This window comes from Pseudomonas sp. MUP55 (assembly GCF_034043515.1).
GTDB lineage: Bacteria > Pseudomonadota > Gammaproteobacteria > Pseudomonadales > Pseudomonadaceae > Aquipseudomonas.
Genome location: NZ_CP138214.1, coordinates 4,022,069 through 4,041,363 on the forward strand (window position 1 = coordinate 4,022,069; position 19,295 = coordinate 4,041,363).

General features: G+C 56.8%; 18 protein-coding genes. 7 read left to right on the forward strand and 11 right to left on the reverse strand.

The window, feature by feature from the left end:
- Positions 1 to 24 precede the first annotated feature (24 nt).
- The 6 genes from SC318_RS18070 to SC318_RS18095 are packed head-to-tail and all read left to right on the forward strand — an operon-like array spanning position 25 to position 5,957.
- A complete protein-coding gene (locus SC318_RS18070; RefSeq protein ID WP_320427904.1) occupies positions 25 to 1,143 on the forward strand; it encodes an acyl-CoA dehydrogenase family protein in 1,119 nt (372 codons plus the stop codon).
- A 59-nt stretch (positions 1,144 to 1,202) separates the two neighbouring features.
- Complete coding sequence (locus SC318_RS18075; protein WP_320427905.1) at positions 1,203 to 1,994, forward strand: hypothetical protein; 792 nt, start codon at positions 1,203 to 1,205, stop codon at positions 1,992 to 1,994.
- Entirely contained in the window at positions 1,991 to 2,938 is a 948-nt protein-coding gene (locus SC318_RS18080) for a beta-ketoacyl-[acyl-carrier-protein] synthase family protein (protein ID WP_320427906.1), read from the forward strand. Before SC318_RS18075 ends, SC318_RS18080 begins: the two co-directional genes overlap by 4 nt.
- A complete protein-coding gene (locus tag SC318_RS18085; RefSeq protein ID WP_320427907.1) occupies positions 2,928 to 4,232 on the forward strand; it encodes a cytochrome P450 in 1,305 nt (434 codons plus the stop codon). The genes SC318_RS18080 and SC318_RS18085 overlap by 11 nt, the downstream gene beginning before the upstream one ends.
- Complete coding sequence (locus tag SC318_RS18090; RefSeq protein WP_320427908.1) at positions 4,216 to 5,286, forward strand: MupA/Atu3671 family FMN-dependent luciferase-like monooxygenase; 1,071 nt, start codon at positions 4,216 to 4,218, stop codon at positions 5,284 to 5,286. Before SC318_RS18085 ends, SC318_RS18090 begins: the two co-directional genes overlap by 17 nt.
- Positions 5,287 to 5,300: 14 nt before the next feature.
- A complete protein-coding gene (locus SC318_RS18095) occupies positions 5,301 to 5,957 on the forward strand; it encodes a GIN domain-containing protein (RefSeq protein ID WP_320427909.1) in 657 nt (218 codons plus the stop codon).
- Here the strand turns inward: SC318_RS18095 and SC318_RS18100 are convergent.
- Genes SC318_RS18100 through SC318_RS18125 form a run of 6 tightly spaced genes read right to left on the reverse strand, consistent with a single transcriptional unit; the run spans position 5,894 to position 13,837 of the window.
- Complete coding sequence (locus SC318_RS18100; RefSeq protein WP_320427910.1) at positions 5,894 to 6,613, reverse strand: 4'-phosphopantetheinyl transferase family protein; 720 nt, start codon at positions 6,611 to 6,613, stop codon at positions 5,894 to 5,896. The two genes, SC318_RS18095 and SC318_RS18100, sit on opposite strands and share 64 nt — an antisense overlap.
- A gap of 1 nt (position 6,614) precedes the next feature.
- Positions 6,615 to 7,940: a sensor histidine kinase gene (locus tag SC318_RS18105; RefSeq protein WP_306493925.1), complete on the reverse strand. Its 1,326-nt coding sequence runs from the start codon at positions 7,938 to 7,940 to the stop codon at positions 6,615 to 6,617.
- Entirely contained in the window at positions 7,933 to 9,345 is a 1,413-nt protein-coding gene (locus SC318_RS18110; protein ID WP_320427911.1) for a sigma-54-dependent transcriptional regulator, read from the reverse strand. Before SC318_RS18110 ends, SC318_RS18105 begins: the two co-directional genes overlap by 8 nt.
- Positions 9,346 to 9,392: 47 nt before the next feature.
- Positions 9,393 to 11,822 (reverse strand): ABC transporter permease, encoded by a 2,430-nt coding sequence (locus SC318_RS18115; RefSeq protein WP_320427912.1) that lies wholly within the window; start codon positions 11,820 to 11,822, stop codon positions 9,393 to 9,395.
- A 1-nt stretch (position 11,823) separates the two neighbouring features.
- Entirely contained in the window at positions 11,824 to 12,540 is a 717-nt protein-coding gene (locus SC318_RS18120; RefSeq protein ID WP_306493928.1) for an ABC transporter ATP-binding protein, read from the reverse strand.
- 46 nt (positions 12,541 to 12,586) lie between these two features.
- Positions 12,587 to 13,837: an efflux RND transporter periplasmic adaptor subunit gene (locus tag SC318_RS18125; protein ID WP_320427913.1), complete on the reverse strand. Its 1,251-nt coding sequence runs from the start codon at positions 13,835 to 13,837 to the stop codon at positions 12,587 to 12,589.
- A gap of 424 nt (positions 13,838 to 14,261) precedes the next feature.
- On the opposite strand from SC318_RS18125, the gene SC318_RS18130 reads away from it, so the two are divergent.
- Positions 14,262 to 14,807: a helix-turn-helix transcriptional regulator gene (locus SC318_RS18130; protein ID WP_320427914.1), complete on the forward strand. Its 546-nt coding sequence runs from the start codon at positions 14,262 to 14,264 to the stop codon at positions 14,805 to 14,807.
- Positions 14,808 to 15,006: 199 nt separating this feature from the next.
- Here SC318_RS18130 and SC318_RS18135 read toward each other — a convergent pair whose 3' ends face one another.
- From SC318_RS18135 to SC318_RS18155, 5 genes are read right to left on the reverse strand one after another with little or no spacing between them, the layout of a single operon-like run.
- Positions 15,007 to 16,053, reverse strand: a complete 1,047-nt coding sequence (locus tag SC318_RS18135) for an alpha/beta fold hydrolase (RefSeq protein WP_320427915.1) — start codon at positions 16,051 to 16,053, stop codon at positions 15,007 to 15,009.
- A complete protein-coding gene (locus SC318_RS18140; RefSeq protein ID WP_320427916.1) occupies positions 16,043 to 17,395 on the reverse strand; it encodes an MATE family efflux transporter in 1,353 nt (450 codons plus the stop codon). Before SC318_RS18140 ends, SC318_RS18135 begins: the two co-directional genes overlap by 11 nt.
- Positions 17,392 to 18,036, reverse strand: a complete 645-nt coding sequence (locus tag SC318_RS18145; RefSeq protein ID WP_306493933.1) for a hypothetical protein — start codon at positions 18,034 to 18,036, stop codon at positions 17,392 to 17,394. The genes SC318_RS18140 and SC318_RS18145 overlap by 4 nt, the downstream gene beginning before the upstream one ends.
- The gene (locus SC318_RS18150; protein ID WP_306493934.1) at positions 18,029 to 18,289 is read right to left on the reverse strand and encodes an acyl carrier protein; all 261 of its coding nucleotides are present in this window, start codon (positions 18,287 to 18,289) and stop codon (positions 18,029 to 18,031) included. Before SC318_RS18150 ends, SC318_RS18145 begins: the two co-directional genes overlap by 8 nt.
- Positions 18,264 to 19,223, reverse strand: coding sequence for a 3-oxoacyl-[acyl-carrier-protein] synthase III C-terminal domain-containing protein (locus tag SC318_RS18155; RefSeq protein WP_320427917.1), 960 nt, complete (start codon positions 19,221 to 19,223; stop codon positions 18,264 to 18,266). Before SC318_RS18155 ends, SC318_RS18150 begins: the two co-directional genes overlap by 26 nt.
- Between the last annotated feature and the right edge of the window lie 72 nt (positions 19,224 to 19,295).

Here is a 19,295-nt window from a genome sequence, read left to right on the forward strand (position 1 = left end):
CTTTCTCTACGCGAATGCACATTTATGAGCGATATCACCCGCCGCTATCCACAACTCTATGCGCTGTCAGAACGACTTCTTGCTGCCGGACAGCTCGCGGAAACCGACGTTCATCAGGCGATTGCCCATCTGGACCACGCGGACCTCAAAAGCGTCGCCTGTATTGGCATACCCTCACGGTTCAACTGCTGGGAGACACCGGCCTTTTCGACGGTGAGTTATTCCCAACACCTGCAAATCATCGAATACCTGAGCCGCACGGACGCCAGCGCCATGATGTTAATGCCAGGCGCTTCGCTCACGACGCGTGCCATCCTGACCCTGGGCGACGAACAGCAGCAGGCACGTTTTTTTGCCTGTTTTACTGAACGCCCGGCATGGACATTCTTCGCCGTCACCGAACCCCAGACCGGCTCGGATGCCGGTGCCGCCAGTACTGAACTCACGCACAACGAGAAGGGCTGGCGCCTCAACGGCACCAAAACGCTGATCGGCGGTGCGCTGCGGGCCAGCGCAGGCCTGGTGTTCGCGCGCTATCGAGAAAGCCAGCGGCTGGTGATGGTGTTCCCTGACCAAGCCGTACCAAGCTTGCGACGTGAGTCGCTGGACACCCTGGGCCTGGCCGGTGCGGGCTTGACGCGCCTGACGTTCACCGACCACCGCGTCGCGCAGGAAGATATTCTGGGGCACGAGCGCCGCGAGCTTTTGCAGGGGCTCAACGCCCTGAGCCTGGTATTCGAACGTCATCGGCCCATGGTGGCGGCCATGGCCCTGGGCACCACGTTCGGCCTGCTCACCGCGCTTGATGTGCGCCCGGTGTCGGCTGCGGTAAAACGTTGGTCGGCAAGGCAGTGGCGCACCTATCGCGCCGTCTACCAACAGATGCTGAACGTCGCTCAGGGCTATGGCGACGGTCAGCACCAGCATGCACTTACCAGCCAGCTCAAACGCAACGCCACGCGCCTGCTCGAGGAGACCGCGTGCCACCTGCCCCATTGGCTGGACCGCGATGACTGGCTGGAAGATCACATGCTGCGCAGGCGCTATCGCGACAGTTTTGCGTTTGAATACATGGAAGGCACCAGCAATATCCATCTGCTCAACAGCTTCCGTCCACCCGCCGCTCAGGGGCAAAGCCTGTGACACTCTGCCTGGATCCCGCCGATATTGTTTTCCAGTCGTTTCATCAAACCGAAGCGGCCATGCCCGCAGACGACCTGGACATCCCTCACTGGCGCTCGTACGCACAGCATTTTTTCCGCGCCAACGGTCAGACGCTCAGCCCACAGGATGATCAGGTAGACGCCTGGGTCACCAGCCCTGGACGCGCATCCTTCAGCGACATGATCGCCGTCCTGCTGCCAAGGCTGGCCACGGTGATCGACCCGGCCCGGGTGAAAACCGTGCTGATGGCGCACTGGACGCCCGACCTGCATATGGGCAGCTCGGTGGTCAATGCCGCCATCCATCAACTGGGTCTTAGCGCCTGCCTGGCATTGGCGATCAGTGACCGCGGACCGGACGCCGGCCTGTTCGCGCTGGACGGTATCAATGATTGCCTGGCCGGAAAAGACGAGGACGGCCTCTTGCTGATCGCCGAGCAGAAAAGCCTGATGTACGCGTCGCCGTTGATGACAGCGCTGCAACCGCAAAACAATGCCTGCGCCTGCCTGCTGAACAAACAGCAACGCGGCCTGCGCTACCGAGGGTTCAGGCGCACGACGCTGACACACTGGTCCACCGAGTGGCTGTTGCACGCCGTTGAGCAATTGGGGCTGACCAGCGAGCGCCTGAGCCTGATCGGCCCCGCACCGTTGCTGGAAGCCGCGCATGCGAGCACCCATTCGTATGCCGTGAACCCCCAGTTACTGTGCGCGGCGCCCTTCGTGGCACTGCGCACCCTGTGGGAGCCACAACGTGACTACCTGCTGATCAGCGAATCCGCGAACGGGATCAGCCTGTGCGGTTTCGCGACCGAGGAGGGTCCACGATGAACATCGCTTCGCTGGCCACCTACATTCCACCCGCCAGAGTGCAACTGGACCAAGTCATTGCACATCGCGGCGGGCCTCCATCGGAAGCGCGTACGTTCAGTCAACTGTTCGGCATGCGCCAAGCGGCTACGCTGGCCGATGGAGAAAGCGCCGAAGGCTGTTTCCACACGTTGTTACAGCAACTGGGCGAGAGCCTGGGGCAAGGCGAGAAGGTTGATGCGGTTATCCTGGTGCAGGGCTTGCCCTCGCCTTCCCCGCGCCAAAGCGTCAACCTGCCCTCCTTGCGAAAACGGTCAAGCTTCATCAATGCGGATGCACCGCTGCTGACCCTCAACCAGCAAAACTGCGCCACGGTGTTCTGGGGGCTGCGCCTGGCTGAACGCTTGCTGGCAAGCGGTACGCATCGTTGCGTGGCGCTGCTGGCGGGCGACACGCTGGCCGACTTCGACCTTGCCGAGCGCTATATCCCCGGTTGCACGATGATTGCCGACGGTTTCGTGGCCGCCCTGCTCAAACCCGGCGGTGGCCAACGCAGGGTGTCGGGCATCCAGTGCTTCTATCATCCCGGATTCTGGCAAGGCCTGGATGGCACACGCGAAGATATCAAGCGCTTCTATCAGTCCCATAACCAGCTGGTGGATCACGCACTGGCAGGCTACTGCGACACCCTGCGCAAGCAGGCCTGGTTGCTGCCGCACAATATCAACCGCCTCAGTTGGCAGACCTGGCTGCGTCACCCGCAAAACCGTGATCGCGCCGTCGCCACCGACCTGCTGGGCGAGTGCGGGCACTGTTACACCGCAGACCCCCTGCTGCTGCTGGATCGTTACGCCCCCGAGCAAACCGGGCGCCCTGCCCTGCTGCTGTCGGTGGGCCTGGGCGGCTGGGTCGGTAGCGCCGCCGTTACCTCGGACGCCTTATCGGAGACTGCCCATGCTCGATAATCCTGCTGGCATCGCAACCGTCAAACCGTCAGCCATCAAGTTCGCGCAACTGGGCTTCCTCAAAGTTGCGGAAAGCGCTTGTCGCCAGCACGGCGACAAAGTCTGGATCGGCGAAGGGCAGGAAGCCGTGCTGCTGCTCGCTGGCGCCCGCCATATTCGGTTTTTTCTCGAGAACGAAAGCAGCTTTCACAAAGAACTCGAAAATGACCACACCGCCCGGCGGTTGGTACTTGGGCAATCACTGATCACCGCCCGGGAAGGTGAAGAATGGCACCTGGCCAGAAAACTCACTGCGCCGTTGGTCAATCCCAAATCAGCATTGCTCAAACAGGGCACTCAAGGCGCCGCACAGTGGTTAGTGGACCGGCTCCAGATCGGAGGAAACCACTCGATACAGGAAATGTGTCTGCAGTGGGCCCTGCGCTGCGTTGCCGACGGATTTGTCGGTTCCGCGCTCAGCCCTCTGCAGCTTGAAAGCCTGATCGATCACTTTCGCAGGATCTACCTGCAACTGATTGTGGCCGCGCCGGCCACCGACTATGCCGTGCTGTGCCAACATCCGGCCCTGGTCGCATTCCGTGAAGAGCTTGAGTCAATGGTCGGGCCATTGATCAAGGGGGGCGCAGGCGGCGCGGATATGCTGCAACGCTTTTGCCAGGCCCTTGATGTCGACGCCCACCCGCATGAGCGGGAACGGGCAATCAGCATGTTGCTGGGTAACCTGGTGGCCAGCGTGGACAACACCGGGGTCGCACTGCTGTGGTGCCTGACTCACCTTTCCCAGCACGCCCACTACCAGCACCAGGTCCGTGACGAGTCCCGTCTGGGTACACACGAGCTGGCCAGTGCCATCGTCAAGGAATCGTTGCGCATCACACCGGTTACGGCGTTCTTCGAGCGCTTCACTCAGGGCCCGCTGGAGATCGACGGAGTGAGGATCCCGCCCGGTACCAAGGTGCTGTTTTCCCCCTGGCTGGTCCAGCGCAATGCCGCTTACTGGCCCGAGCCCCTGAGCTTCAGGCCAGAACGTTTTCTGCAGGGGAGAAAGATTCCACGGGAACACTTTGTGCCGTTCAGCATCGGTAAGCGCAACTGCGTAGGCATGGCACTGGCCATGGACCAACTCACCACGGCCATTGAAACGCTGTGCAGCCATTATCTTTTCGCATTGGCCCCCTCGACGACGCCCGCCGCACTCACGCCGCTTTATGGGTTGAATGTGCTGCCCAGGGGGCCTATCTGCTTCACCATTGAATCGGCAGCCGAGGCCAATGCGCATGAATGCATTGCCTGATTCGACGCCGGATGCCATCCCGCAACTCAGCGTGTTTTGCTTCGCTGACGTAGCTCGGGACAGCTTCGCTGAGAAGTACGAACAGCTGATGAGCACCGCCAGGCTGGCGGATGAACTCAACTTTCATGCTATCTGGACGCCTGAACGCCATTTCCACACGTTCGGTGGGATGTTTCCCAACCCCTCGGTGATCAGTGCCGCGCTCGCCGTCGTCACGCGACGTATCCGGATTTGTGCCGGCAGCGTGGTGCTGCCCTTGCATGATCCGTTGCGCGTCGCCGAAGAATGGGCGCTGGTGGATAACCTCTCACGCGGCCGAGTGGGTGTGGCGTTTTCCGCCGGCTGGCAACGTAACGATTTCGTCCTGCAAGCACACAACTACCGTGAGCGTCATGAGGTGCTCTTTCGCGCGCTGGAGCAGGTTCAAGCGCTGTGGCGCGGGGAGCCGGTGACGCGTCACGAACTGTCCAGGCCCGGTCAACCCGAACCGCTGAAGGTGCAAACCTGGCCGCCGGCCTACCAAAGCACCCTACCTGCCTGGGTCACCACGGGAAGCAATCCGTTGTTATTCAACGAGGCCGGAAAACGCGGCCTGAATGTGCTGACGCACTTGGTCTCACAGACTCGCGAACAACTGCAGGAGAACTGCGCCAGCTACCGCCTTGCACGCCAGGACGCGGGGCTGGACCCGGCGGGCGGCAAAGTGACGCTGATGATGCATGCCCAGGCGGGAGAAGAGCGCCAGGCGCTGCTGCCGCAGTTGCGGCCAGCCCTCACCGGCTATCTGCGTGCGTTTATGCAGTTGTCCGAAAACCTCAACGCACCCTCTGCGAACGATCACCAGACCGCAGACAAGAAGCACGACTACGCGCTTAAGTGGGGCGTGGAAAAGTACCTCAACCACTACGGTTTGTTCGGCTCTGCTGCAGAGTGCCGCAAACAGCTGGAACAGCTCAAGCGTGAAGGCGTTGATGAAGTGGCGGGGCTTGTAGACTTTGGCATGCCCCAGGAAAGTGTGGAAACAACGCTGCGTACACTCGCGACATTACTGTGAAAAACGGAGGCTCTATGAACAAGATGAAACTGATGCTGGCGCTGCTGGCCGGCACGACTGCCTGTTCTGCGCTGGCGGCAGAGAAAACCGTGGCATTGAGCGCGTTCAACAGCGTCGAGGTCCGACAAGGTATCAACCTGACGATCAAATGCGCTGCAACCTCATCGATGGTAGTCACAGGCTCTGCCGATACGCTGAAAAAGCTCCAGGTGACGACCAACGACAAAGCCCTGTTGCTCGTTAACGATGCAGGACAGACCGATCGGCTGTTCTCCAACGCGCTGGATATCACGCTTTACACCAGTGGGCCGCTGACAGCGCTGACGGGCACGGCGGGAGTCGAAATCCAGGCGCCTGCCTGTGCGATCGATGAACACAAACTGGCGGTTACCGGCAGCATGGGCGCCAACATTGAGGTCCAGGGCAAGACGGCTGAGCTGGTGCTCGATTTGGCAATGGGCGGCACCTTCAACAAGAAACCGTTGCCTTTCACGGCGCAGGTGGCGACCGTGCGCATGAGCATGGGTGCGCAATCCTCCCTGTGTCAGGTTCCGCGGATCAACGGCAGTCTGTCGGCCGGCGCGCGCATGTCCGTCAGCCCATCGGCTCAGGTCGATACCGGGGCGGCGGCCGCTTTCGGCAGCGATATCTCGACCTCCGATTGTTCGTGATCCACGGGCGCCAACCCATCGATCGGCGTTTCATCACAGACCAACTGCCAGTGCAATGATGGTTGATGCGGGGCAAGGATCGCCCCGTAGGCCAGGCAAAAAAGCTGCGCGGCCTGAACCTGACCATAGTGAACCTGCCCAACGCTCACGGGCGGGTTCACCATGATCTCGGCCACCCCGCTTGCGCTGCTTTGCGGTACCGCACAAAAACCTGCGAGCGATTGGGTCAGCCCCGTGCCCCGGGCCTTGAGCCAGGTTTCCTTGATGCTCCACAGTTGCGTAAAACGCGACAGGTAGTTGGCTTCATCAAGCGCCAGCCAACACTGCTCGTGCGGATGGAAAAAACGCCGGGCGATGGCTTTTTTCACCGCCACTTTCCCGCTGATTGCTTCCAGGTCAACGCCCACCTCGTGGCCCCGGCACAGAGCGATGGCAGCCGAACGACCGCTATGGCTCACGTTGAAACGCAACCAGGTGTGCTCAGGCAGCCAAGGCTTACCGGCGGCGGTTCGCGCGATACGCACTTGATCGACCGGGATGGCAAGGTAGACGGCCAGCACGTGGCACAGCCAACGGTGCGCCAGTTGACGAACCGGCATGTGCCCCGGCTCATCGTCAAAGTGGCGCAGCAGGCAGAGGCCGTGGCCTTCGATCAACTCAGGCAGAGCGTTGCAACGGTAAATTGATGGTGACCTTGCAACCGGTCTGCTCATGACGATTTTCCAGAGACAAGTAGCCACCGTGGCTTTCGACAATCTGTCGGCAAAAGATCAGGCCAATGCCGGTGCCATTGGGTTTGGTGGTGTAGAACGGCACGAACAGGTTCTTCGGGTTGGTCAGCCCCACTCCGCTGTCGAGGATGGTGATCCGCAAGCGCCCCTTCTCCTCGGCCCATTCGATGTCGATGCCCTCAGCGCTGCTTTCCATCGACTCATCGGCATTCTTGATCAGGTTGATCATTAACTGATGGATCTGGGCCCGATCAAGGCTGGCCATCAGCGGGCGCGGTCCGTGCAAGCTCATCACGCGGTGAGCGAACAGCAGTGGCAACTCGGCCATCACGGCGGCCAAATCCAGAGGCTCCTTGCGTGCCGGCGCCAGTTTGCTCAGTTGCCTGTAACTGCTGATGAACTCAATCAGCTCGCGCGCCCGTCGGCTGATCAGGTCGATACCCTCGGCAAAACCTGGCGGTAAGTTTTCAGCGTTATGCCGATAATGCTGCTGCAGCATCTGGCTGATGGAGGCGATGGGACTCAGGGAATTGTTGATTTCATGACTGATCACGCGCAGCAGATCCTGCCAGGCTTTCTGCTCCTCCTGACGCAACATGTCGTCGACGTCGCTGACAAACAACAGCACGTTCTGCACGCCATCCACCATGTAGGTGTCACTGGAAACCTTATAACGCCCTGGTCGCCCTTCATGCTCGGAGACCACCGGCTGCTGCGTATTGGCGTTGAGCAGCAAGGTATCCAGCTGCCAGCGACTGGCGGGATCGCCAATCAACTTCTCCAGCGAGGTGCCCAGCATTCGTGACGCTGCCGCATTGCACCAGATCAGGCGATGGTTGGCGTCCAACGCATAGATCGCGACCGTGATGTTGGAAATCACCTTTTGCAGCAGAAAGTCCATCTCTCGCTGCTGCTGACGGTGGCGTGACAATTGGCTGGAAATATCATTGATCTGTGCGATAACGCCTTCAAAAGCCCCCGCCCCGGTGGACACCCCGCGCAGGCTGAAATCCTCCTGTTCCACGGCTTCGAGCAAATTGGATATGACGTTGATTTTGTAGATCAACTGCTGAAAAAAGTGATAGCAGAAATAAACCATCGTCACGCACAAGACGAACAGCGTGAAAAGCTTCAGGTAAATGGACTGGTGCGGAAAAAACCATAGCAGCAGATAGGCAATGATGGCGCCCATCGGCGCCAGGCTGCACAACAGCAGGTGACGTCTTTCAAATGCGTAAAAAAATTTACTCATGGCAAATTTTTAGTTTTTCAAGCCGGCGATAAAACGCGCTGCGGCTCAGGCCCAGCGATTCGGCAGCCTTGACCGCGTTGCCGTCGTACTGACGCAGGCGTCGTAGCAGCAAGGTTTCTTCGACCTCGGCCAGGGTGCACGCATCGCTTATCCCTGCCGACGCGTCGGTGACCGAACGCGCCGTGCTCTGCGACAACACCGAAGGCGGCAGGCAAAGGTCTTCCAGGTCAATCACACTGGCGCGACACAGCAACACGGCACGTTCCAGCAGGTGACTGAGTTCACGGATATTGCCGGGCCAGGAATACTCAAGCAGGCCCTGTCGCGCTTGCGGCAATAACACGGGCCGGGGCTTGTTGTACTTGCGCGCAAAACGCTTGAGGAAACGCTCGGTCAACGGCTCGATGTCTTCCAACCGCTCTCGAAGCGGCGGCAGCTGAATCTGAATCAGGTTCATGCGATACAGCAGGTCCTGACGAAAACGCCCCTCGAGCACGGCCTTTTCCAGGTCTGAATTGGTGGCAGCGATAATTCGGCACTGCGTGGTCTGCGTACGTGAAGATCCGACGCGCTCAAACTGCCGCTCCTCCAGCACCCGCAGCAACTTCACCTGCTGGGTCAGGGGCAAGTTACCGATTTCATCGAGAAACAGCGTGCCTTTGTCGGCCAATTCGAATCGACCGATTCGGTTTTCCCGTGCATCGGTAAAGGCGCCCTTGATGTGGCCGAACATCTCGCTTTCAAAAAGCTGCTCGTTGATGCAGCCCATGTTCACTTCGACAATACTGTGTTCGCAGCGTGACGAAATCTGGTGGATGTAGCGCGCGAGCAGGCTTTTACCGGTACCGTTTTCGCCCAGGATCAGCACGCTGGTATCCGTGACCGCCACCTTTTCCACGAGGCTGATCAGACGTTGCATCGCCGACGATCGGACAACCCATTCGCTGTCCATGTCATCTTCGAGCGCCAGCTTGAGCAGCTTGTTTTCTTCACGCAGGCAATTGCCCGAACGACGCGTCTGGCTCAGCGTGATCTGCTGTTGGACGATGCTCAGCAAACGCTCGTTATCCCAGGGCTTCTGAATAAAGTCGGCCGCCCCCGCACGCATGGCGTTGACGATGATGTCGACGCTTCCCCACCCGGTCATCGCCACAGCCGGCAAGCAATCATCGAATTTCTTCATTTCGGCCAGCAGTTGCAGCCCTTCCACGCCTGACGTCGTGTCCTTGCGAAAATTCATGTCCATCAACACCAGATCAACGGGCCTCGCATACAAATGCGCAAGCAGGCGATCAGCGTGGGTTTCCATCGTCACGTCGTAGCCGTGCATGCGTAGCAGGATATCGAGGCTGGTCAGGATGCCGGCGTCGTCGTCTATAACCAGGATGTGTTTCTTATCGTTCATGTTAAGCATCCAGCTTGTACTACCGTGCGTGGAAGCACGGCAGTCGTTTATTCATAACGAATCGCATCGGCGGGCGACATATTGGTCGCCCGGCGGGAAGGAAGCCAGACCGCCAAGGCCACAACCAGCGTAATCATCAGTGCCACCATCCAGAAGAGCAGCACAAACGGGGTGTTTCCATTACCCAGGATACGCGTCAACTTGGGCGCCACGAAGAACGCCAACGGCAAGCCAATCACAAGTCCGGCCAACAATTGCTTGCCGCCCTGGAGCATCAACATACGTAACAAATTGCTTTCAGTGGCGCCCATGGCCATGCGCAGGCCTATTTCCTGGGTACGCTGATTGATCAGATTGCACATCACTGCGTAAATACCCGTTGCGGCCAATATCATCGCCACCAGGCCGAACAACATGAAAAGGTTGGCGATAAAATGCAAGCCTGCAGTGTTGCGGGCCAGGCGTTCATCCAGCGTCTGGATCTGATTGACCGAAAGATTGTTATCCACCTGGCGGACCGCATCGATCAGCGCCGGGCCCACGCCTTCCGGCTGTTGGGTGCGCAGCACCAGCATCAATGAGGAAGAGGGTTGCTGTTCCAGGGAACGATACACCGTGGCGCGGTGGCGAAATGCACTGAAAGGCCGCCCATGAATAACGCTGGGCACCACGCCTACGACTGAGTACCAGCGCTGGTCATCGTTATCACGAAACCGCAGACGCTTGCCGATCACATCCCGTTGCCCGGGCCAGAACTGCTCGGCAAAGGACTGACTGACGACAACGACCGGTTCTGAGCCCTGGGTATCACCATGGGAGAACTCCCTGCCCGACGTCGGCGTGATTCCCATCGCGGACAGGCTGCCGGGCATGACCTGTACATCGTTGACTATCGGGTAAGACCAGCGCTCATTGGTGTTGTTGGTCGACGAGTCGACATCCACCTGGCGCGGCAGGGTGAATTGCCCGACGGCACTGGTGGTCAATGCGGCACGTTCGACCCCTGGGATCGTGGCGACGCCGTCATGCAAGCGCTGATAAAACAGGATACGGCTGGCATCGTCGGGGTAACTGTTGGGGTTGAGGTGGATCTGTGCGGTCAGGTAGCCATCAGTATCGACACCGTAGTCCGCGCGTGTCGCCTGGTAGACCAGGACTGCGAATAGCGCGCTGATACACAGGATCGAGCAGGAAAGCCCGACTTCGAAGATCACCAGAATCCGTGACATCCGGCCCGCACCACGACTTTGCGCGCCACGGGTACCGTCGCGCAGCACGTCATTGAAGTTGCCATGCACGATTTTCCAGGCCGGTAAGGCGCTGGTGAGCAACGCCGTGATGGCTACCAGCGCCAGTGCATTGAAGATCAGCACATTGTCGAGGGACAGTTGCCACCAGAAAGGGATCTTGATGGGTACGAAACCAGGCAGTATCTGGTTGGTGACTTCCAGCCCCCATGCAGCCAGCAAGACCGCCACGACACCGGACAGACAACAGATGAATAAGCTTTCGAGCATCATTTGAAGCACCAGACGGCCCGCGGGAGAGCCCAGCGCCACGCGAATCGCGATTTCCTTGGAACGCTCGGTGGTCCGTGCCAGCAGCAGATTCCCGACATTGCAGCACGCCAACAGCAGCACAAAACTGACCGCGAACAACATGACGATAAAGATCGGCCGGGTCTCCTCGCCCATGAAATTTTCCTGGAAGGTCAATGCTTGCGCAGAGAGCCCCTTGTTACTTTCCGGGTGCTCAAGCGCGACGGCCTGCATCACCCTGTTGAGGTCGCGATTGGCATCCTCAACGCTCGTGCCGGGCTTCAAACGCGCGTACACCGACACTTCCGGAGCGCCCTTGCGCGCCAGGTACCGCGAAGGTTCAAGCTGCGACGGCAGCCATAAGTCATGGAAGAAAGGAAAGGCGAAATTTTGCGGCATGATGCCGACAATGCGCGTAGGGACGCCGTTGATCCTGATATCGCGACCGATGACCTGCGTGTCCTGAGCAAAGTAGTTTTGCCACATGGCATAGCTGATCACCGCGACGGGCTCGGCACCTGCCTGTACATCTTCCTGATTCAGGACTCTTCCTTGAAATGGCTGAACGCCTGCATATGAAAACATCTGTGGGGTGTTTCTGATGGCCATATAGGAAACTGCCTTGCTGCCATCACTGATATCCGCGCGCTCGGCATAAAAATACCCCACCTCTTCAAGCTCGGTAACGCGCGCCTTGATGTCGCTGTAATCCATGAAGTTCAAGCCCGAGTCACTGAGGCTGACGCCATTCACGGTCGGATTGATCAGGACCATGTTTTTCCCGTCCGGATAAGGGAGCGGCGCGAACATAATGGTGTTGATCACCGAGAACATATACAGGGTCAACGCCAGTCCACAGGACATGATCAACACGGTAATAAAGGTAAAACCAGGACTCTTCAGGAGTAGACGCAAGGCGTAGCGAATGTCAAAAAGCATCTTATGCTTCCTTCACCAGAGTCAGTTGCCGCACCTGTTCTCCATCACCGACAACCTTTCCGTCAGACAGGACAATGCTGCGCTGTGCACGCTCTGCCGAGCGTGGATCGTGAGTGACGATGCAGATAGTGGCTCCCTCACCATGCAATTTGTCGAGGATGTTGAGTACCGCCTCGGCATTGTGCGAATCCAGGTTGCCGGTGGGTTCGTCCGCGAGAATAATTGAGGGGTTGCCGACAATCGCCCGGGCCACCGCGACGCGTTGCTGCTGGCCGCCTGAGAGTTGTGACGGGTAGTGGCGACTGCGATGAGACATATTGACCTTGGCCAGGGCTTCGACGACCCGCTGATGCCGCTCGGCTTTGGAAATGTCCGCGCGATACGTCAGTGGCAGCGCGACATTTTCTTCGATGGTCAGGTCGCTGATAAGGTTGAACGACTGAAAGATGAAGCCGATGTCTCGGTTACGCACCTGCGCACGCTGTTTTTTGGAAATACTGTCGACATTGTGGCCGGCCAACTGATAAGTGCCGCTCGAAGGCGTATCCAGCAGCCCCAGCACCGAGAGGAGCGTCGATTTCCCACAGCCAGATGGCCCGGAGATGGCTACATACTCACCTTTTGAAAGGGTGAAGGTGATCTTGCTGAGCGCATGAGTCTCGATTTCGTCGGTCAGGAAGATTTTGTTTACGTCAGTCAGTTTTACCAGCGGTTCCATGGTTGCTGTCTCCTGGGCATTGTTGCGAAGGCCGGCGCGAGCGGTATCAGTTGACGATTTCAATCTGGTCGGCCCCCTGCCACGCGGTGCTGTCACTTAGAATTATCTTGTCGCCAGCCTTGAGCCCGGCGGTGATCTGGATGTAATCAGCAGACCCTTGCCCGAAATTGACTTTCATTTTGGTAGCCGAGCGGTCCTTCTCATCCAAGCGGTAGAGCATAGAGGGTAGGTTATTCTGCGCGAACGGAGGACGCTCGACATATAGCGAATGATTGATTTTCGTCACGGCGATCAAGCCGTCGACACTCAGATCAGGACGTGCCTCCTGAGGCAGCGGCTGATTGAACGTGACATCCACTTTGACCGTCCCGTTCGTCACTGCCGGGTCCACCCTGGACAACACACCGGTAAAACGACTGCGCCCTGTGTTGATCGTGACAGCCTGCCCCACCGCAAGATCGCGTGACTGCAACTCGGGGACCTTAAGCTCGGCGTACAGCTCTTTTTCCTTGGCGAGGCGGGCAATATCACTGCCCACCGTCACCCGCTGGCCGACCTGCACCTTGACGTCCTGCAGGATGCCGTCAATGGGGGATTTGACCTTGAGCGAATCAACTTCCTGCTGACTCAATGCCACCTGCGACTCCATCTTGTTGAGGCGCATCAAGTTCGCCTTCACATCCGCCTGCACGCTGAGTTTGAGTGTCTTTAACCGCCGCTCTTCAAAGCCGACCTGCTGCGTGTACTGTTCAGTCAGAATGCGCGTCGTTTCATATTCCAGCCTGGGCACTGCGGCAATATATTTTTTCTGGGCCGCCAGGCGCAGGGTAGAACCAAGCAGTCGACTCTTTGCATCCAGCGTCAACGCTTCCTGGTTCAGAATCTTGTTCTGCAGCTCGGCATTCTTTGCCTCCGTCTCCGCGCGACGCGCATCCAACTCCAGCCGATTTTCCTGAAGCCGCTGTTCAAGTGTCGGATTGCTCATGACCACCAGCAATTGACCTTTGCTGACTTTCATTCCCGCTTTATAAATGACTTCCTCTACCCGAGCGTCAACGTTCGCGGCCACCCAGTTGATGTCCCAAGGAAGAAGCACGCCATTGCCCCTTACTTCAACAGAAAAATCACCGTATTTGACTTCCGCAATGGCCACGCTGCTGCGAACTACCTGGTAGGGCGAAAATCGGTAGTTATAGATAAGCAACAGCAGCACGAGTAGAAAAACACCACCGGCAATAATATTACGGTGCTTTTTCCATTGACTCTTGTTTCCCTCGTTTGAAATCGAGATATCCATAACCGTACCAATTCAAAAAAGCTCAAGCAGGCTTTAGCACGCATCGTGCCAATTTAAGCTAAAACTCATAACGTGCTGATAATAAAATGATTTATCCGCCTCGTCGTCTTTCAAAGCCAAACAGCAATGGCCGACAGTTTCACTTCCGGAACCACCGTATAAGCATTTTCGAGACACTGATTGCGCTGCCTTCCCCACACGCCGCTCAGCAATCCCATTAGCGGGACGAACAACAACGTGGTTTTCAAAAATATCCCGAAAATGGGACTGAGCGTTTCTGGTAGTGCGAAACATCTAAAAAAACATTGAACAAACAGCCACTTAAATTCGTTAAATAGTGGCATAGCATTTGCCTGTTCATTCGCGAGTCAACGCCAACACCATAATAAAGCTACGCCATCGAGCGCTGCAGAACGGAGTCTGTATGTGGGAACGTAAAATTACTTACGCGGAACAGTCATTATTTACACAACAGATAATGGACGACCTGAATAAGCGTCACTTCGAAACCTATGGGAAATATGCACACACCGATAAAACGCTGTGCATTGTCAGAGTGATTAACCACATGGTGGAAAATATTTCAGAGGAGATCACCCTGGAAGACCTGGAGAAAGTCTGTGGCAAGTCCCGCTTCGACATCTGTCGAATGTTCAACCTGTTTTACAACGTCACACCGATCAAGTGGATGTGGAAGGTCCGACTGGCACTGGCGAAGGAATTTATCCTGCTGGCGCCAGAATGGTCATTGACCGATATCAGCTATGCCTGCGGCTTTTCCTCACTGCCACACTTCTCGCGAAGTTTCAGCAAAACCTATAATGAAACCCCGCTTAAACTCAAACAATGCATCATGAAGTCAACACGACAGGACCCCAGAAAAGAAGCTTGCGAGTATGACTTTATTTTTGGGATACAGCGCAATGACTTCTCGCGCAACATGCTGATCAACAACATCAACTCCTTATAACAAGTCACCCAACCAACGACGCACTAACCTCAGGCCACTCGCACGCTGTGTATAGCACGGACTTTTCCCATTAGTGCCAGGCTGTCGTCTTCCTGTTGCCGGGTAACAGCGACAATGGCAGTAACGGTATTATTTCGGTCGGGCTGTATGTCAGGTGAGTGGGGCCTGAGGGGAAGGCCACGACGCGGGATGCAACGCATTAACTCTTGAAACGTACATCAATAGTTGGGCGCAGGCGCAATACGGGATTGGCCATGCGGGTAGCGTCTTCCTGCGCGGTAGGCTCCAGAAAAGCAGAGATACGCTTGAATACACTGGCATCGCGCAAAGCGCCATTGTGGCCCTGACCCGCTGTGACTATCAGTTTGCTTTTTTCCAGTACGTGGGTAAGCACCATCGCATCTTCCAGGTCGATGCTGATATCCCCCTTGTCATGCACAATCAAGACCGGCTGTTTTATCTGTGCAATCCATTCAGGCCCAATCTTGTCGGGATGAACACCGTAACGCAGCTGATAAAGTTTTTTCATCGCGCTGGCGATATGACGAGGCAGTTTATGGCTGAGTACATAATTATCCACTACCTCGCCGAAGCAGCACGGACTGCTGATCAGGATCATGCGCTTGAAGTGCAGCCCTTGCATGGCGGCCATACAGCCCACCAACCCGCCGGACGAGTGGCCGATCACTATCGAAAACGGACCATATTGTCGCTCGATAGCAATCACAGCGCTGGAGAGGTCGTAAAAAGACACGCCCCTGCCCGGGGACGCTCCATGTGCAGGCAGATCAGGCGCATGCACACTGTACCCTGTTGCCTGCAGGCGCTGGGCAAGGTGCCTGAGCATGATGCTTCGACCGTCCCAGCCGTGCAGCAGCAAAACTTTCTCTGCTTGCTGATCTGATTGTGGGTAGATGAACATGTTGACGAGAGCATGGCGCCACGTGAAGTTTTCCTGCCGGCACTGCTTGAGCAACATCATCTCTGCGGGCTTGTAGGGCAATGGCCGGGTCTTTTCAAACAAGTACATGGCATACAGTGCGGACAGGTAAGACGACATCATGTCCAACGAATACAGATCAAATAATCTGATTGAACGACACACTCGGACGTAGTGCGTCGTCGGCCTGACTTTAGCTTTCATCAGCAATGTCGGCCGCCGGTGCATCACCACCAATATACGAAGGTAATTCTGGTGGACCAGCGACACGATCAGCAGCAGCGGATAAATAACACTAAAGAACATGCTCGCGCCCCAGCTTGTTCGCGAGCCGCCAGTATTCATTGGCAAACGCCAGAAAATTGATGGCGCTGAATACAATAATGGTCGCCATGATTGGCTTCACGCTGGAGAAGTGCTCCCAACCCGCCCATAAAACTATCGCCATCGTCAACTCGATGATGACCGTCAGTATCAACACACGTCGCGCCTGATCCAGTTGCTCGAGCAGCGCCTGCAACGACGCTACAAACGCTGTCAGAAAGAACGTCGGCAATAAAACCAGCATCATCTGGCTACTCGCCTCCCTGATCGCGCCGTCGCCGGAAAGTAGACCGATCAACGTACGCTCGCTGAAATAGACCCCGGCAGTGAGCACCAGATAGAGCCCAGCGATAAACATTAACCCGCGGTGCAAAAGCCACTTCAGCCCTTCACCGCTGGTGACCGTCAATCGCTGGTTTATCAGGATCGCCAACGCGGAGCCGCAGGCCACGGCAGGAATGACAATGAACATCCTGATCTTGGTAATGATCAGGAACGCGGCCACATACTGTTCGCCGGCTTTTGCTATCAAGGGAAATACCAGCAGTGAACTGAGAAACACCACGATAAACGATATGAAAATCGGCAAGCCAACCTGCTGAAGCAAACCTTTCAAGCGCGCAGTGAATGCGTGCGGGCGATCATCCTGTGCCTGGCGACCGACATGCCACACCAACCATGTGGCAACGGGAATCAACAAACAGGACGCCAGCGCGTTAGCCACGATAATGGAATAAAAACCCAAGCCGTACACGTGGTAGCTGGTATAGCAAATCACGCCGTTCAAGAGGATGAAGGCAATCACCAGAAGCATGCTCGACGCGCTTCTGCCCTGCCCGCGCAAGGCGCTGTTGCACATTTCCAGCTGAATGAACGGCACCATCGAAAGGAAATACAGGGGAAGCGCCTCTTGATAAAAATGTTCCCCCGCGACAGGAAGCACTCTTTCCAGCCACGGCGCAGATAAGGCCACCGCCGCACTTAGCAAGGCAATGACCACAACCCCCAACACGGCTAAAAGAAGGGTGGCGCGCAACACTTTCTGTTTTGACCAGAGGTTCACTGACCTGGCGCTGAACACCTGATTGCTGATAGCCAAACATTCCAGAATCGCCAGGAACAGAAAACTGAACGGTTGAATCATCGACAACCAATAAATCGAGGTGGTCTCGGCGCCGTGTCCCAGAATGGCGGTCTGCATGTTTTGTGAAAAAGACACCGCGACGGCTACCACAATCATGGGCCAGGCGAGCTTCAACAGGTCTGCGATATCCCGTCCAGCCCTGCGGCGTTGCGACAGAACCAAGCTGGGTGATGTGTTCACACACCCTCCCCCAGGCTATCGCGCTGTGGCAGGCCGTGATGACGGGTAGTCTTGCCATACAGGCTGTAAATCATCATCGAGAGATAAGACAGCGTGTGGGTCGCGCCAAGCAGATAGCCATGGCCTCCCATCAATTTTTCCGCTCTGTTAGTCAATTGTGTGATGTGCCAATGGTCCTCTTCAGCGTCCTGGAAATCCTGCGCCTCGATCCGCATGCCCCACTGCAACGACAACAGGCTGCAGTGGCTGCTCAGATCCGCGAACTCGGCTTTGATCAACTGGTGCCGGGTGGCTTTCACGCCAAAGCTTCTGCGAGCGGACAGGTGTGTCCAGCTCATACCCAGCATGCGGGTCAACAGGCCCAGTCGGGCAGCGACAGAGACCATGAGCGGGGTATCGTCGGCAGCGATCACTTGCTCTTCTCCCAGCCAGCGCAGGTCCAGGCCAAGGGAGGCAAGCACCCGGTCTACCTGCGCTGATGGGTCGGCCAGTGCCACATGCTGCTGGGGCACCAGTTGATAGCCCTGACTGAACGTGCGCCGGGTCTGGGGCGGCAATTCCAGGCGCAACTGCCGCACTGCCTCGGCAGGCTCATTGCCCGCAAACAGCTGATAAATCCTGTTGAACGGACGGTCAGGCATATGCACGCTCCGCCTGCAGGTGCTGCTCGATCCAGGCAATCAACTTACCGACCGAGGTGAACGCATCCTGACTGATTTGATCAGGCTCAAACATTAATCCAGGCACTTTCTCTTCAAGCGTCAGCAAGAACTGCACAAACAACACCGAATCTAGATCGAGGTCTTCGTTAAAGTCCGTTTCCAGGCTGACCGTCACCGCCGAAGCCATGACTTCGTTAAGTGCTTTATTAATCGCCACAAGAAGATCTGACATGTAAAACCTCACTGGATTGGTGTCTTTCGATTAGCACGCATGAAAGCGTAACGCCCATGCCCATGGTCAGGCAGAGTATTCTTTGCCCTGTAAACTTCTTCAGCAGCGCGGACAGATTAAATAGAATATCGGCGCAGTAAGCGTGCCCATACTCGGCAATATGCTCGGTAAACAGAATGCCTTTGAACTCGAGTTTCTCCACCACGCGTTTAAGCATCGGCAGGTCCAGATTACACGGGACGATCGCGTCGATACTCTCCAGCGGAACATTGAACTGGCGCACGGCATAAAGATAAAAGTCGTGGTAATCATGTTCCAGCGACGCATATAACTCGCGTCGGCGCGCGGGTGTCTGCTGGCGGTGATTATCATAGAAGCCGGCCATGTGCCGGACGGCGGTATGTGTCACATTCCACTGGGCAGGCCCCGCATTGAGCAGCATCACCGCGGGCACTTCGGCCAGCACGCTGTTATCGAGCCGATTGATCGCGCTGTGAAAGGCTTTTTCTCCCGTCAACAGCAACATCGGCTCGCCACGTTTAATTAATCTGTTTTTCAGCAAGTGAACCGCCGACAAGGCCGACGAACAATGATTCAAGCTGACGCTAAGTACTTCCCAATGACCAAGCCCGCACACGTCGGCGACTTCGTGCAGCCAATCATTATCAAAAAACGTGTTATGCGTCTGGGTCTTGGCATACACCAGACAACCTTTGCGCGCTTTCAAGTGCGGGTTGGCAACGATCAGCGATTCCAGTGTTTCCACAAGCATATGTGCGTGTGTGCGGGAAGACAGCGCGACGGCATTCAGAAAATAATAACGTTGCAATACCTTGCACGCGCCCGACTTGAGGTCGTGCGACTGTTCAAGGGTATCCAAGGGGTTTAATGAAATACGATCCGGCAACCAACATAAATAATTAAGTGGCAGCATAACGTTCCCGCGTGGCGTAATTTTTAGTTCATCTAATTACCCACATCGTCCCAGAAACGGTTCGTGCTTTTT

Bases quoted from the DNA above. Each gene is read 5' to 3' on its own strand.
- SC318_RS18070 (WP_320427904.1), top strand. From the start codon at position 25: ATGAGCGATATCACCCGCCGCTATCCACAACTCTATGCGCTGTCAGAA.
- SC318_RS18075 (WP_320427905.1), top strand. From the start codon at position 1,203: ATGCCCGCAGACGACCTGGACATCCCTCACTGGCGCTCGTACGCACAG.
- SC318_RS18080 (WP_320427906.1), top strand. From the start codon at position 1,991: ATGAACATCGCTTCGCTGGCCACCTACATTCCACCCGCCAGAGTGCAA.
- SC318_RS18085 (WP_320427907.1), top strand. From the start codon at position 2,928: ATGCTCGATAATCCTGCTGGCATCGCAACCGTCAAACCGTCAGCCATC.
- SC318_RS18090 (WP_320427908.1), top strand. From the start codon at position 4,216: ATGAATGCATTGCCTGATTCGACGCCGGATGCCATCCCGCAACTCAGC.
- SC318_RS18095 (WP_320427909.1), top strand. From the start codon at position 5,301: ATGAACAAGATGAAACTGATGCTGGCGCTGCTGGCCGGCACGACTGCC.
- SC318_RS18105 (WP_306493925.1), bottom strand. From the start codon at position 7,940: ATGAGTAAATTTTTTTACGCATTTGAAAGACGTCACCTGCTGTTGTGC.
- SC318_RS18110 (WP_320427911.1), bottom strand. From the start codon at position 9,345: ATGAACGATAAGAAACACATCCTGGTTATAGACGACGACGCCGGCATC.
- SC318_RS18115 (WP_320427912.1), bottom strand. From the start codon at position 11,822: ATGCTTTTTGACATTCGCTACGCCTTGCGTCTACTCCTGAAGAGTCCT.
- SC318_RS18120 (WP_306493928.1), bottom strand. From the start codon at position 12,540: ATGGAACCGCTGGTAAAACTGACTGACGTAAACAAAATCTTCCTGACC.
- SC318_RS18125 (WP_320427913.1), bottom strand. From the start codon at position 13,837: ATGGATATCTCGATTTCAAACGAGGGAAACAAGAGTCAATGGAAAAAG.
- SC318_RS18130 (WP_320427914.1), top strand. From the start codon at position 14,262: ATGTGGGAACGTAAAATTACTTACGCGGAACAGTCATTATTTACACAA.
- SC318_RS18135 (WP_320427915.1), bottom strand. From the start codon at position 16,053: ATGTTCTTTAGTGTTATTTATCCGCTGCTGCTGATCGTGTCGCTGGTC.
- SC318_RS18145 (WP_306493933.1), bottom strand. From the start codon at position 18,036: ATGCCTGACCGTCCGTTCAACAGGATTTATCAGCTGTTTGCGGGCAAT.
- SC318_RS18150 (WP_306493934.1), bottom strand. From the start codon at position 18,289: ATGTCAGATCTTCTTGTGGCGATTAATAAAGCACTTAACGAAGTCATG.
- SC318_RS18155 (WP_320427917.1), bottom strand. From the start codon at position 19,223: ATGCTGCCACTTAATTATTTATGTTGGTTGCCGGATCGTATTTCATTA.